The organism is Microcoleus sp. T3_A4 (assembly GCF_036700465.1).
Classification (GTDB): Bacteria; Cyanobacteriota; Cyanobacteriia; order Cyanobacteriales; family Microcoleaceae; genus Microcoleus.
This window is the reverse complement of the sequence record NZ_JAUBOY010000023.1, coordinates 58079-72585: the sequence shown is the minus strand read 5'-3', so window position 1 is coordinate 72585 and position 14507 is coordinate 58079. Positions and strand designations below refer to the sequence as shown.

Genomic DNA, 14507 nt, shown 5'->3' with positions numbered 1-14507 from the left:
TTTCTGTTCAATCGATAAACTTGAGGCGACCAATTTGGATATAATCAAATATCCGATTAATCTGATGTCGATCCTCTTCTGAAATTTTATCATCTGATAGGATAGCCGAAGTCAAAACTAAGTGTTCCCTGCGACTGATCTTGCCAGAGGCTACAATCCGATCGACTTTTTGAGAAATTGTTAAGTTCGATTTGTTGTGAGATGTTCGCATTTATTCGATCGCTTGTATGCTAAAATAATTAAAGCCGATTGCACTTATTGACCCAAAAATGGTGCGTACCCGACCTTAAATCACTTTGCTCAACAGCAGAAATAACGTATCAGAGTTTTACTTCCCAAGATAGATACGCGGACTTAATAAATCTGCAGTCAGCCTTCGGATAGGGTTCAGAACTAATTTAATTATATAATATTTTTCCTAGAGAGGCACTTTTCTATGCAGGTTTATCGGCTTCCGGTACTGTCCGACAATTACATTTTCTTGCTGCACGACCCCGATCGCCACACAGCAGCCGTCGTCGATCCAGCACGATCGCAGCCAGTATTAGAGCAACTCCAAGCACTCGGAGCCGAATTAACCGCAATTTTCAATACCCACCACCACCGCGACCACATAGGCGGCAATCAGGAACTGATCGATCGCTTTCCCCATATTAAAGTTTACGGTGGCGCAGAAGACCGAGGCAGAATACCCGGACAGCAAGTGTTTTTACAAGCGGGCGATCGAGTTTCTTTCGCCAACAGAACCGCCGAAGTCTTCTTCCTACCCGGCCACACAAAAGCTCACATCGCCTACTATTTCCCCCCCAGCAATCCCAGCGAAACCGGCGAGTTGTTTTGCGGCGACACGTTATTTGCTGGAGGCTGCGGCCGGCTCAAAGAAGGCACTCCCGCCCAAATGTTAGGCTCTCTGGGGCAACTGCGAAATTTGCCCGATCGTACGAGAGTCTGGTGCGCCCACGAATACACGCTGAACAACCTGCAATTTGCCTTGAGTGTGGATGGCGACAATCCCGATTTACAGCAGCGCTTCGCCGAAGTTAAGGAAGCGCGCAGTCGATCGCAACCTACAATACCATCATCGATCGGCCTCGAAAAAAGGACAAACCCATTTTTGCGCTGGGATTTTCCCAACATCCAATCAGCCGCCAACACCTCCGATCCAGTGCAAACCTTCGCTCGATTGCGCGGCATGAAAGACCAATTTTGACCGAAAGCATCCAGGATACAAGCCCCCGGATTCATCCGTGGGGTCAATGCTTCAATTCTTTAATCTAAAATCTAAAATCTAAAATCGATTGACCTTAACGTTTTTGTTTTTTCAGGTAGCTCTTAAACTTGAGTATCGGTTCGCTCAACCACCTGTCAAGTCTTGTGTATTTTACGTGAAAGCTCGATAGCCCCTTCAACTTATTTGGAATTTTTTCCAGTTCGTCCTTAAACGGTGTCTGAGCCAACATATCAAGCCATAATTGATTGGGGGCGGAGCTTTCCCACGGTTTCGGTCTTGACATAAAGTGCATCACTTTACTTGACATATCATCAGTCTTGTGGTTGTTCCATATTTGGTCTAGTTGCTTCCACCTTCCCACTAAAACTGAATTTAATGCACCTTGATCGCGATCGCCCCAAACGTGGGTTCTAGCATTTTGGAGCAACTTTTCCGACAGTTGCTCTTCCTCCCAAAGCTTCATGTTGTAAACTAAAACACCACTATTGAAATAAGGGTTTTGAGCTTGATAATTGTTGGGATTTCCCCAGGTGTTGGCTGCGGCTGCTATCGGCAGAGTTTCAAAATCTAGGTTCCACAGCGGCTTTAAGCTGCCCATAACGATCGTATCGCTGTCGAGCCAAATCAGCCTTTCTGTTTCTTTAGTATATTTTCGCGGCTCCAATTTAACGTAAGGCAGTTTAGAACCTGATACCGAAAGAAGTTGGTCGTAATTAGATTGCAATTCTTGCCATTCAATCTGGTATTTGCAGCAATTCTGTAACTGTTCCTTTTGCGGTGAATATATCCTGGTAGATACAACGGTAATTTTGACCTGCTCCTCCCCAGATTCGCTAACATTTAGATCTAGAGACTTGAGAAGTGCTGCTAACCCCAGAATATAGGTGCGATCGGCGGCTGTGAATATGTGCATAGGATTAAGTTTGTGAGATGAACGGCAAACGTGACACAAACGTTGGGACTGGAGGAAGCAGGCGACCCTGTATTGAAGTAAATGCGATCGCCCGTTTACCGTTGAGACGAACATTATCTTGCCTAAATTTCCGGTTAGATTTACACCAAGAAACGGGGTTTCTAAGTAGGTAGGCGCAAATAAAGTTTACTATGTAACAGAATGTAAGGCGGGCACAACAAGAGCAATTGCTTCGTTTCACTCGCAGCGAGAGAGGGGTGATGTATTTTCAAGCTTCATCTACTTATTTATCTGTGTGCAAGTGCCATCTGTTCGCACCCGAAAACGAGTAACAGCCATGGGTAATATGCAGCAACCCGAAAAATAATGAGAGGGACTGACCTCGCATTTGAAACAGCCAGAAAATTCCCCGTCGCCTGTGCTGAATCCCGCAACTGGTTCAGACGTGGGACTCTACGATAAAATAAATTGTCTAGATATCGATATTACCGCAGAACGATCGACATCCATCTTAGGTTTGAAGTGTCACCCTGCTCAAGTCAAAAGTTCCTCTGGTTATTTCCCTATTATTGAGCGCGATTTGCTTTGCCCAAAGTAAAATGAGCGTTGTTAGAAACCGATGCAAAACCCACGCAATACTGAACCCCAAGCAAAAATCGACCCCTTTGTTTCAACGGATTCTAACAAAGCGTTCTACCCAGTCGCGCCTTTGCCAACTGATGTCGGGATGGTTCTGCAATTGGCAGATGGTAGCATTCAGGGGTGCAATTCTCACGCCCAAGAGCTGTTGGGGATGACAGCAGAACAGATGCTGTTATGCACTTCAATCAACAGTCGCTGGCAGACTCTGCGTGAAGATGGCTCGGATTTTCCTGGTGAAACACATCCGGCGATGGTGGCGCTACAAACCGGGCAACCATGCTCAAATGTCATCATGGGCTTTTATCGGCCACAGGGAGAATTGATTTGGTTGACGCTCAATTCTCAACCTTTATTTCAGGGAGATCGATCGACTCCCTACGCGGTAGTTACAACCTTCACGGAGATCGCTCAACCTCAGCCCGAACCAGTCTGTAACGCGCCCGCGCCCCAAATCTCAGACACCCTCGAAAGTATTTCAAATGGGTTCTTTGCTTTGGATCGAGACTGGCGATTTACCTACCTCAATTTGCAAGCGGCGCGGTGGCTGAATCGACTCCCGCAAGAGGTGATTGGCAACAGCATTTGGGAAGAGTTTCCAGAATCTGTGGGCAGTTTGTTTGAACAGGAATATCGCCACGCCGCCACCTTCCAAGTTACGGTTAGTTTTGAATCTTTTTATCCGCCACTCAATGCTTGGTATGCGGTACGAGCTTATCCGATCCCATCGGGGCTTGCCGTTTATTTTCAAGATGTGACTCAGCAGAAGGCGGATCGGGCTGTTTTTATTCAACAAGCGCAAACGGCACACCAACAACTAGCAGAAATCGAGGCGATTTATGCTAGTGCGCCGATCGGACTTTGCTTCCTCGATACTGAGTTGCGCTTTGTCCGCATCAACGATTGGCTAGCAGAAATTAACGGAGTTCCAGCCGCCGCCCACATCGGCAAAACATTGCGCGAAATCTTGCCAGAAATGGCAGATGATTTAGAGCCACTTTACCGAAAAGTTATTGAAACTAAAGTTCCACTCAAACAGCTCGAAATTCGCAGGACGAACTCAGCACAGCCGGGAGTCGAACAGGATTGGCTATTGAGTCTCTATCCCCTGAAAGCCGAGGACGATCGCGTCCTGGGAGTGAATGTGACGGTGCATGAAATTACCGATCGCAAAGCTACCAAAAAAGAAATTGAACGGCTCAACCAAGAATTAGAGCGACGAGTCAATGAACTCGAATCGATACTTGATGCTGTACCCGTCGGTATTACGATCGCAGACGACCCACAGTGTAAAGTAATTCGCGCTAACCGATTTGCCCAGTCGATGTTGATAGTGCCACCCGATACCAATGTTTCTGGAACCGGAGAGCAAGCCGCAGCCCTTCCGTTTAGACGATTCCGCAACGGAGAAGAAATTCCGGGAGAACAACTGCCCATGCAACTAGCCGTGGCTTCGGGCGTCGAAGTGCGAGATGTGGAAATTCAAATGGTGCGCGAGGACGGGGTGGCCTTTGATTGGTTGGTGAATGCGGTGCCGTTATTTGACGAGCAGGGTGCCGTTCGTGGCTGTGTGGCAGCCTTTATGGATATTAGCGATCGCAAACAAGCTCTTGCTGCTTTGCGCCACTCTGAGGAACGCTATCGCACTTTGTTTGAGTGCCTAGACGAAGGCTTTTGCATCATCGAAATGCTGTTTGACAAAAACGAAAAGCCGATCGATTACCGCTTTTTGGAAGTCAATCCGGCTTTCTTGAAACAAACCGGACTTGAACAAGCTGCGGGTAAAACGGCGCGCCAGCTCGTTCCAGATATCGAAGATTATTGGTTTGAGATGTACGGCAAAGTCGCCCTGACGGGGGAACCCTTGCGCTTCGAGCACGGATCAGAAGTCATGAACCGCTGGTTCGACGTTTTGGCGTTCCGCACTCCTGAGCCGCAGAGCCGACAAGTCGCCATACTTTTCCAAGAAATCACTGATCGCAAACAATCCGAAAATCTCCTGCGGCAACAGGAAGAGCAACTGCGGCTGTTCGTCAAACATTCGCCTGCGGGGGTGGCGATGTTTGACCGCCAGATGCGGTATATGCTGGTGAGCGACCGCTGGCTGTCAAGTTACGGGCTCGGCACTCAAAACATTGTGGGCCGATCGCACTACGACATCTTTCCCAATTTGCCCGATCATTGGAGACAAGTCCACCAGCGCTGTCTGGCGGGAGCAGTTGAAATCTGCCAAGAAGATCGGTTTCCCCGCCCTGATGGCTTAATCGACTGGGTGCGCTGGGAAATTCACCCTTGGCGAACCAACACCAATGAGATTGGCGGTATCATGATTTTTTCCGAAATCATCACCGAGCGCAAAAACGCTGAACTCGCGGTGCAAGTGGCCTCCCAGCAAGTCAGCAATATTCTAGAAAGTATTACCGATGCCTTTATGGCGATCGATGCACAATGGCGCTATACCTACGTTAATGCCACAGCAGAAAAACTGCTTTCTCGATCGAGAAACGACTTACTAGGTCGATCGATCTGGGAGGTATTCCCTGCCGAGAAAGAATCCAATTCAAGGGCATATCAAGAATTTCATCGAGTTGTTTCCGAACAAGTTTCTGTCAAGTTTGAAGAGTTCTCGCCTTCGCTCCAGATCTATATAGAAGTGAGCGCCTATCCTGCGGCCGAAGGACTTACCGTTTATTGGAGCGATATTAGCGATCGCAAACGCACTGAAGAAGAACTGCGCCAAAAGAATGCGATTTTGAACGTAATTAACGAGTCAGCGCCCACGCCAATTTTTGTCAAAAATCGAGAAGGACAGATTATTTATGCAAATCCAGCCACGCTGGAAATAATGGGCAAATCTGCTTCTGAAGTAATTGGTGGTCGCGATATCGATTTATACCCAGTAACAGAACTTGCAGTCACAGTCACGGAAAACGATCGGCGCATTATGGAGTCTGGACAAACAGAAGTCCTCGAAGAATCTCACGATGGCATTCGGACATTTCTGGTAATGAAAGCTCCATACCGCAATCAAGCGGGAGAAGTCATCGGCCTGATTGGCATCTCTAGCGAAATCACAAATCGCAAACGAGCAGAAGTCGCCATGCAAGAACAAACTAAGTTACTGCAAGTCATCATTGACAGCATTGGCGATGGTTTAATTTTGGCAAATCAACAAGGGGAGTTTGTGTTGTTTAACCAAGCCGCAGTGGGGGTATTCGGTCAGCTATCGAATGAAAAATCTTGTGAGGAATGGTCGAGCACTTACGGACTATTTTTGGCAGATAAAAAAACCCTCTTCCCCGCCGCTGAACTACCTCTAGTCCGAGCAATCAAAGGTGAATATGTCAATGATGTAGAGGTATTTGTCCGCCGCGAAGATTCCGAAGATCGCTGGATCAGTATCAGCGGTTATCCAGTAGTTGATACTAGCAACGAAATCCAAGGCGGAGTGATTGTCTGTCGGGATATCACAGAACGCAAACAAGCAGAAGCAGCGCTGCAAGAAAGCGAAGAACGATTCCGCACTATGGCTAACAACGCTCCTTTTATGGTATGGGTAACAGACTCCACAGGCTATTGCACTTTCTTGAGCGAAACCTGGTATGAATTCACAGGTCAAACTGAGGAAACAGGTTTGGGATTGGGTTGGATAAACGCGCTGCATCCAGAAGACCGAGAACAGGTAAAGAAGGCATTTTTGACCGCCAAGGAACGCCAGGAACGGTACAGCGTGGAATATCGCGTCGGGCGCAAGGATGGCGGATATTCTTGGGCGATAGATGCTGCAGCTCCCAGATTTTCCGAAAGCGGACAATTTGAGGGTTATATCGGCTCTGTAATCGACATTACAGAACGCAAACAAGTGGAAACCGAGCGTGATATAGTTCTCCAATTAGAACAAACTGCCCGCACGGAAGCCGAGCGAGCTAACCGCATTAAAGACGAGTTTCTGGCTGTGCTTTCTCACGAGTTGCGATCGCCCCTGAATCCGATTTTAGGCTGGTCGCAACTGCTCGTCGGCGGCAAGCTGAACGCGAGTCAAAGTGCCAAGGCTTTTGAGACAATTGAGCGCAACGCCAGACTGCAATCTCAATTAATCGAAGACTTGCTTGACGTGTCTCGGATTCTGCAAGGAAAACTCAGATTGAATGTTGCTCCGATGAATCTGGCAACCATTATTCCATCTGCTGTGGAAACCGTGCAATTAGCAGCCGAAGCTAAAAAAATTCAAATTCAAACAATTTTAAATTCCGATGTCGGGCAAGTTCTGGGCGATACAAGTCGCTTGCAACAAATTGTGTGGAATTTGTTATCAAATGCTGTGAAATTTACGCCCGAAGGCGGTCGAGTAGAAGTTCGATTAGAGCAAGTCGAACACCAAGCTCAAATTCAAGTCATAGATACTGGTAAAGGCATTATTCCCGATTTCTTGCCTTATGTTTTTGACCATTTCCGACAAGAAGACGGCGCAACAACTCGCAAATTTGGCGGCTTGGGATTGGGATTGGCGATCGTCCGCCAACTGATCGAACTGCACGGCGGAACGGTGTTTGCAGAAAGCGCCGGAGAAGGTCAAGGAGCGACGTTTACGGTGAGATTACCGCTATTAAATGATGATTCTAGAAGGCAGGAGGAGGAAGAACGTCATGGGGCTGCTTGTCCCGATCTCTCATCCTTGCCACTAGCTGGATTGAGAATTTTGGTGGTAGATGATGAACTCGACTCGCGAGATTTTGTCGCTTTTGTGCTTGAGGAAGCGGGTGCAGAGGTGATTTCTCTGTCATCTGCTGCTGAGGCGCTAGAGTCGATCGAACAAACTGCACCGGATTTGCTTGTTAGCGACATCGGAATGCCCCAGATGGACGGGTATATGTTGATAAATCGCATCCGCACTCAGCTTGCGCCTGAGTATCGGCAGTTGTTGGCGATCGCCTTAACCGCCTATGCTGGAGAAGGGAACGAGCGTCAAGTTTTACAAGCCGGATTTGATCAACACTTAGCCAAGCCGATCAATTCGACCCAGTTAGTTACTACTGTAGCGCGATCGATCGTCGCCCAGCGCCTTGAAAATAAACCCTGAGTTCTCGATAACACATTGTACTGTAGTTGATTTTGCTCATTACAGCACCCCTGTTTTGCGTAATTTCCAACTGAATTTGCCCGTTAAAAATATTATCCCTGTTTCTTCCCTCGAACCTCGAATCTCAACATCCATCCGTTAAATCCGTTAAATCCGTTACATCCGCTACCAAATCCGTTGCCGAACTTCCTTGCGATCGCCCCTCAAACTTCGCTATTATAAAAAGTTGCAGTTAAAACCCCACAACCCACGATCATGGCCAAGCGCGTCCAATTAGTTTTAAATAAAGATGTCAGCAAACTCGGCAAAGCTGGCGACGTAGTAGAAGTAGCCCCAGGCTATGCCCGCAACTACCTAGTACCCCAAGGAATGGGATTTAGAGCCACTCCCGGCATTCTCAAGCAAGCAGAGCGGCGCCGTGAAGAAGAAAGACTGCGCCAGCTAGAGCTCAAGCAGCAAGCTGAAGTCCGCAAAACCGCCCTCCAATCGGCTGGGCCTTTCATCATCTCCAAGCAAGTTGGCGAAGCAGACGCGATTTTTGGTACTGTTACCAACCAAGAAGTAGCAGAACTGATTTTCAACTCTACCAGTCAAGAAGTCGATCGGCGCGGCATCACTCTGCCCGAAATTCGCCAAACTGGTACATACAAAGCTGAAATCAAACTACACGCAGAAGTTACCGCCGAAGTTGATATTCAAGTTGTTCCGATGTAATTAAGAGTCATCAGTCATCAGTTATTAGTTGTTAGCCATTAGTCATCAGTCATTAGTTGTTAGTCATTAGTCATTAGCTAAGAACTGAGTACCGCTAACTAAGGACTGAGGACTGCTAACTAAGGATTCAAAACTGACGACTAATCACTGACAACTAATAACTAATGACTGCGGACTAATGACTGAGGACTATTGACTAATGAGCGATTTGATGCCGACAAATATAGAGGCAGAAGAAGCAATTTTGGGCGGGATTTTAATTGACCCCGAAGCTATTTCCCGAATTGCCGAACTGCTGCGACCGGAGTTTTTTGCCATCACCGCTCATCAAGTCATTTATCGATCGGCATTAGGCCTATTTTTACAGGGTCAACCTACGGATTTAATGACGGTAACAACTTCCCTAACCGACCGCAACCAGTTAGAGCAAGTAGGAGGACTAACTAAATTAGCACAATTAGTCGATCGCACAGTTTCCGCAGTCAACATCGACCAATATGCAGTTTTAGTTGAAGACAAATATCAGCGCCGCAAATTAATCGAAGCTGGCAACAACATAGTACAATTAGGTTACGAGACGGCAACACCACTAGAAACAGTCTTAGACCGCGCCGAACAAGAAATTTTCAGCATAACTCAAGAACGCCCACAACAGGATTTAGTGTCGATCGGCGAAACGCTAAACCAAACATTTCAAGACCTAGAAAATCGCAATGAAGGCCTGACACTTCCCGGTATTCCCTGCGGTTTCTATGACTTAGATGCTATGACAGGAGGCTTTCAGCGATCGGATTTAATCATCGTTGCAGCTAGGCCGGCGATGGGCAAAACAGCCTTTTGTACCAACATCGCCCACCACATCGCCGCCGGACAGCAAAAATTGCCGGTTGCCGTTTTCAGCTTAGAAATGTCGAAAGAACAGCTAGTGCAGCGTATCCTGTCCAGTGAAGCCAAAATAGAAAGTAACAGGTTGCGATCGGGTAGAATCAGTCAAAACGAATGGGAACCAATCAGTACAGCCATTGGCAACTTATCAGAACTACCACTATTTATTGACGATACTCCCAATATTACCGTCACAGAAATACGATCGAAAGTCCGCCGCCTCCAAGCAGAACAAGGCGGAACCCTAGGATTAGTCTTGCTAGATTACCTGCAATTAATGGAAGGTACCAGCGACAACCGCGTGCAAGAACTATCTCGAATTACCAGAAGTCTTAAAGGTTTAGCCCGCGAACTCAACGTGCCGATTATTGCCTTATCTCAGTTGAGTCGGGGTGTGGAAGCGAGGACAAACAAGCGGCCGATGATGTCTGATTTGAGAGAAAGTGGATGTCTCGGTGGCGATAGTTTAGTTACGCTGGCGGATAGTGGATTAGAAGTCCCGATTCGTGATTTAGTCGGCAAATCTGGCTTTGCTGTTTGGGGATTAAATTCAGATACCCTGAAACAGGAAAAAGCGATGGTGACTAATGCTTTTTGTACTGGAGTCAAGCCAGTCTGGGAGATGACGACTTGCTTGGGAAATTCGATTACAGCAACAGGCAATCATAAGTTCTTTACATCAGATGGTTGGAAGCGTTTAGATGAATTAAAAATAGGCGATCGAATTGCTACACCTCGCTCAATTCCTTGTACTGAAGTGCAGACGATGGGTAATGCTGAATTGGCTTTACTAGGACATTTAATTGGTGATGGTTGTACTTTACCCCGACATACCATTCAGTACAGGACGCGAGAATTAGATTTAGCTGAATTAGTTGCACATTTGGCTAGAGAAGTATTTGGTGATAAAATTAATCCCCGCATAAAACGGGAACGCGATTGGTATCAAGTTTATCTCCCCGCTAGTTATAGTCTCGCTCCCAATATCAAAAATCAGATTACTAAATGGCTCGAACAATTAGAAATATTTGGTTTACGTTCCTATGAAAAATTTATTCCCAGTTTAGTATTTACCCAACCGCAAGAATCGATCGCTCTTTTCCTTCGACACCTATGGGCCACGGATGGTTGTATCCGCACGAGTAAAGACAATTCCCACTATCCCAGTGTTTACTATGGATCTAGTAGCGAAAAACTAGCGCGGGGAGTTCGATCGTTATTATTAAAATTGAATATTAATGCTTCTTTAAAATCAATTTTCCAAGGAAATAAAGGGCGAACTCAATATCAAGTATGGGTAGGTGGGAAGCAAGAGCTAGAAAAATTTGTATATCGGATTGGTGCGGTTGGCAATTATAAACAAGAAAGTTTAGCCGCCGTCAAAATATATCTAGAAAAATCTGGACGGGCTAATACCAACCGAGATTTAATTCCCAACCAACTTTGGCGAACCCAAGTTAATATTGCCACACAACGTTTGGGTTTAACAACTAAACAAATTCAAGCAGGTTTGGGCGTGCGCTATTGTGGCGACAGTTCCTATCAATGTGATATCAATAGAGAACGAGCTTTGCAGTTAGCAACTCTTCTAGAATCAGAAGAAATTGTGAAAATTGCTGTTAGCGATATCTATTGGGATAAAATAAAAAAAATAGATTTCATCGGCGAAGAAATGGTTTACGATCTAACGGTAGAGAAAGTTGAAAACTTTGTTACACAAGGATTGTACGCTCATAATAGTATAGAGCAAGACGCAGATTTAGTAATTATGCTCTACCGCGATGAATACTATAACCCTGATTCGCCCGATCGCGGAATTGCAGAAGTAATTATTACCAAACACAGAAACGGGCCCACAGGAATCATCAAACTATTATTTGACGCCCAATTTACCTGCTTCCGCAATCTCGCATCTCCGAAGCGATCGTAAATCAACCAGAACATACACAGAAACCCGGTTTCTTAAAAAAAACCGGGTTTCTAAACACCGTAAAAGTTATACGTTGAATTAGATTGAGCTACCTAGCCAGCGATTCTCAACAATTCCACATCAAAAATCAGCGTAGCATTAGGAGGAATCACCCCGCCCGCACCGCGAGCACCGTAACCGAGTTCAGGGGGAATAATCAACTTGCGGCGGTCTCCAACTTTCATCGTACCGACACCTTCATCCCAACCCTTAATTACTTGACCCACGCCAATTTGGAACTCAAAAGGAGAATTGCGATCGCGCGAACTGTCAAACTTCGTGCCATCCTCCAAAGTTCCAGTGTAGTGCACCACCACCTTCTGCCCGGTTTTTGGAGTCGCCCCATTACCCTCTTTTAATTCAACATATTTCAGACCGGAATCTGTGGTGACAGTTTTCTCAGTATTATCAGTCATGTCATTGCCAGCGATAGTAGCTGGTACCTCTGGTAAAGTAGCATCAGCTACTAGCAAGCTATTTTCATTCAAAGACTGCGCTGACAACTTCTCAATAGCAGTCTCGGGTAAAAGATTGTTCAATTCGGCTGCAACTGCTTGGGACCCAGAACCGCCCATTTGAGCGACTATCAAAAACAAAAAGCAAACCAGCATTACTCCCAAGCTGACTAGAACTCCTCGCAAAATTAATCCTCCTAATACTTTTAACCGCGATATCTCAGATATCTAAGACATCTAGTACAACAAGAACTACCAAATTTTATCTGAACTTTTCCACCAAAGAACGGCAGGTACCAGATAATTTTCCAGGCCAAAGTATGAAGTCAAAATGTTTGTTATTCTACATAAATGGCTTCTACATAAGTGCCTTTTTTTAGCCTTCTGCCTTCGGGTGACAATCTTATCACAAGATAGCAGCGAACTTCTCGCGGGCGTTAGCGAAGCTTGCAGAAGAGGATCGAACTCAGCGCCAGTTACGGTTTTCTAAATCCCGCATCTGACGTTCCAAACGATCAAGCCTTCCCCGCAACTCATCCATTTCGGACTGTCGGGGGACTCCCATATCTTGCAGCATATTCCGTAGTTGCCGCTGCAACTGCGTCTCCCAATTACCCTGTTCAGACTTGATATGCTCCGTCATGTCATCGACAAAGGTTTTGGCTTGCTCAGGATTGATTTTGCCATCTTTGACCCATTGCTCGCTGACTTCCTGCAATTTCTCTGCCACCAGGGAGGTAGTACCAATGCCCAGCATTACCAGTTGTTTGAGTAAGTTGCTATTGTTATCCATAGATTTTTCCTAATGTTTGCCCTTTCATACCCGATCGGCTCAGGTCGCCTGCTGTCGCTGCGAAACTATCTGTAAACTTAAAGTTACATCAGCGCACACCTACCTTTCTATTTTGGAGCATCCAGCGGCCTGATGGCGAGGCGATCGCGCATTCTCGGCGTTCGGAAAACCCGCTAATGAGCCTACCCACCACATTACCCCATCACCCTGCTGTCTATGCCTGATTGCCCCCGCTGTCACCAACCTGTAGACGCCCAAGCGCTCGCCTGTCCACACTGCAAAATCCCCCTCAAAGCTTTCGGTCATCCGGGTATCCCTCTTTATAGATCAAAACCCGAAGAATTTCTGTGCACTACCTGTATTTATCACGCAGACGACACTTGCAACTACCCGCAGCGTCCCTTTGCAAAAGAATGCACGCTTTATCACAATCAAGCTGAGCCGCTTGTACCACAGACGAGCCGTTACATCAGCGGCGGCTGGATGCAATCAATCAAAAATTGGTGTCAGCGCCATCTGGTTTGGTTAGCATTATTAGGTTTAATTATTATTAGCATTGCTCTGTCGATTTAATCGGATTGTACAAAGCGTAGAATAGAGATATCTCTGTTAATCTGGGTTGCTCTATTATTCTCTAAATTATTCATGAGCTACGTATTCGGCATCGACGGTGGCGGCACTAAAACTATCTGCCTTTTAATGGATGACAACCACCTTGTTTTAGGACGGGGTGAAGCAGGGCCGTCAAATTATCAAACCCTGGGAATTGAGACAGCAAAACAATCCATCCAATTGGCGATCGAACGAGCAGTTCTGTCCGCTAAAATCGAGACGAATAGCAATCTCAACATAGAAGCAATTGGTCTGGGACTAGCAGGAGTCGGGCGTCCCAAAGATCGTGAAATAGTGCAATTTGTAGTGCAGAACTTGCAGTTGACGAATACTTTACCAGTAACCCGATCGTTCCTGCCCAGGAATATCGTAATTTGCAGCGACTGCGCGATCGCACTTGCTGGCGGTACAGGTTATCCAGTAGGTATCGCCGTTATTTCAGGAACCGGTTCCATTGTTTTCGGGCAAAACCGTCAAGGGAAAACTAAACGAGTCGGCGGTTGGGGATATATTTTAGGCGATGAAGGCAGCGGATATAACATCGCCCTTCAGGGTTTGCAAGCTGCTTTGAAGTTCTATGACGGACGCGAAGATTTTACCACGCTTGCGGAAAAACTTCAAACGCATTTAGGCCTCAATAACCTAGAAGAATTAGTAGAAGTTGTTTACGGGCGCGGTTGGGGAGTCAAAGAAATTGCAGCTTTAGCGCCGATTGTCGATCGAGCCGCAGCAGAGGGCGATCGCGTCGCTGACTGCATTATCAATAATGCTGTAGCAGAATTAACCTATTCAACCAAAATAGCCATTTCAGCGCTATTTAACCAAACAGAAGAATTTGAAATTGTGATTGTAGGAGGTGTGTGGGGTGGAGAGGCAAATTGCCGAGGTCGGTTTGAAGCAGCCATAAGTGCGATCGCCCCAAAAGCTAAGGTTATTTCGCCCCGATACGAACCAGCTTTCGGTGCTGGATTATTAGCCTTAAACGCTCTCAACAATTAATTGTTGACTGTTGACTGTTGATTGTTGAATGTTGACTGTTGACTATCTTCCTTATCTTCCCGATCGCCCCTGTCTTGCGGATTTTCTCAATTTTTCCAAATTTTCAACTTCTGGATTATCAACCTTATCTTCCCAACTGGTAGAATTCCAGCCTGCCATAATCAAAACATCAGATGAATGCGAAACAAGAAACAAATTTAGCAGTAGTGCGTTCCTA

Annotated in this window: 12 protein-coding genes; 7 read left to right on the top strand and 5 right to left on the bottom strand. The window is 46.3% G+C overall.

Annotated elements, in window-relative coordinates:
* Positions 1 to 7: 7 nt before the first annotated feature.
* A complete protein-coding gene (locus QUA07_RS14670) occupies positions 8 to 211 on the bottom strand; it encodes a hypothetical protein (protein WP_006634790.1) in 204 nt (67 codons plus the stop codon).
* 225 nt (positions 212 to 436) lie between these two features.
* On the opposite strand from QUA07_RS14670, the gene gloB reads away from it, so the two are divergent.
* On the top strand, positions 437 to 1210 hold the full coding sequence (gloB, locus tag QUA07_RS14665; RefSeq protein ID WP_333326268.1) for a hydroxyacylglutathione hydrolase: 774 nt from the start codon (positions 437 to 439) through the stop codon (positions 1208 to 1210).
* Positions 1211 to 1304: 94 nt separating this feature from the next.
* Here gloB and QUA07_RS14660 read toward each other — a convergent pair whose 3' ends face one another.
* Complete coding sequence (locus tag QUA07_RS14660; protein WP_333326266.1) at positions 1305 to 2144, bottom strand: glycosyltransferase; 840 nt, start codon at positions 2142 to 2144, stop codon at positions 1305 to 1307.
* 388 nt (positions 2145 to 2532) lie between these two features.
* Here QUA07_RS14660 and QUA07_RS14655 point away from each other — a divergent pair, with 388 nt between their 5' ends.
* From QUA07_RS14655 to QUA07_RS14640, 4 genes are all read left to right on the top strand, one after another.
* Positions 2533 to 2742, top strand: a complete 210-nt coding sequence (locus tag QUA07_RS14655) for a hypothetical protein (RefSeq protein ID WP_333326264.1) — start codon at positions 2533 to 2535, stop codon at positions 2740 to 2742.
* A gap of 21 nt (positions 2743 to 2763) precedes the next feature.
* On the top strand, positions 2764 to 7863 hold the full coding sequence (locus tag QUA07_RS14650) for a PAS domain-containing protein (protein WP_333326262.1): 5100 nt from the start codon (positions 2764 to 2766) through the stop codon (positions 7861 to 7863).
* A gap of 255 nt (positions 7864 to 8118) precedes the next feature.
* Positions 8119 to 8577, top strand: a complete 459-nt coding sequence (gene rplI / locus QUA07_RS14645; protein ID WP_006634794.1) for a 50S ribosomal protein L9 — start codon at positions 8119 to 8121, stop codon at positions 8575 to 8577.
* A gap of 199 nt (positions 8578 to 8776) precedes the next feature.
* Positions 8777 to 11392 carry a replicative DNA helicase gene (locus tag QUA07_RS14640; RefSeq protein ID WP_333326260.1) on the top strand — a complete coding sequence of 872 codons (2616 nt, stop codon included), beginning with the start codon at positions 8777 to 8779 and terminating at the stop codon, positions 11390 to 11392.
* A gap of 92 nt (positions 11393 to 11484) precedes the next feature.
* Here the strand turns inward: QUA07_RS14640 and QUA07_RS14635 are convergent, their stop codons facing one another.
* The 3 genes from QUA07_RS14635 to QUA07_RS14625 form a co-directional block, all read right to left on the bottom strand.
* Positions 11485 to 12072: an FKBP-type peptidyl-prolyl cis-trans isomerase gene (locus tag QUA07_RS14635; protein ID WP_333311117.1), complete on the bottom strand. Its 588-nt coding sequence runs from the start codon at positions 12070 to 12072 to the stop codon at positions 11485 to 11487.
* Between the two features lie 280 nt (positions 12073 to 12352).
* A complete protein-coding gene (locus QUA07_RS14630; protein WP_333053835.1) occupies positions 12353 to 12679 on the bottom strand; it encodes a phasin family protein in 327 nt (108 codons plus the stop codon).
* Between the two features lie 99 nt (positions 12680 to 12778).
* A complete protein-coding gene (locus QUA07_RS14625) occupies positions 12779 to 12985 on the bottom strand; it encodes a hypothetical protein (protein WP_333326337.1) in 207 nt (68 codons plus the stop codon).
* Here QUA07_RS14625 and QUA07_RS14620 point away from each other — a divergent pair.
* The gene (locus tag QUA07_RS14620; protein WP_333326258.1) at positions 12896 to 13252 is read left to right on the top strand and encodes a zinc ribbon domain-containing protein; all 357 of its coding nucleotides are present in this window, start codon (positions 12896 to 12898) and stop codon (positions 13250 to 13252) included. The genes QUA07_RS14625 and QUA07_RS14620 overlap by 90 nt on opposite strands.
* A 72-nt stretch (positions 13253 to 13324) precedes the next feature.
* Positions 13325 to 14290, top strand: coding sequence for a BadF/BadG/BcrA/BcrD ATPase family protein (locus QUA07_RS14615; RefSeq protein WP_333326256.1), 966 nt, complete (start codon positions 13325 to 13327; stop codon positions 14288 to 14290).
* Positions 14291 to 14507: the final 217 nt, after the last annotated feature.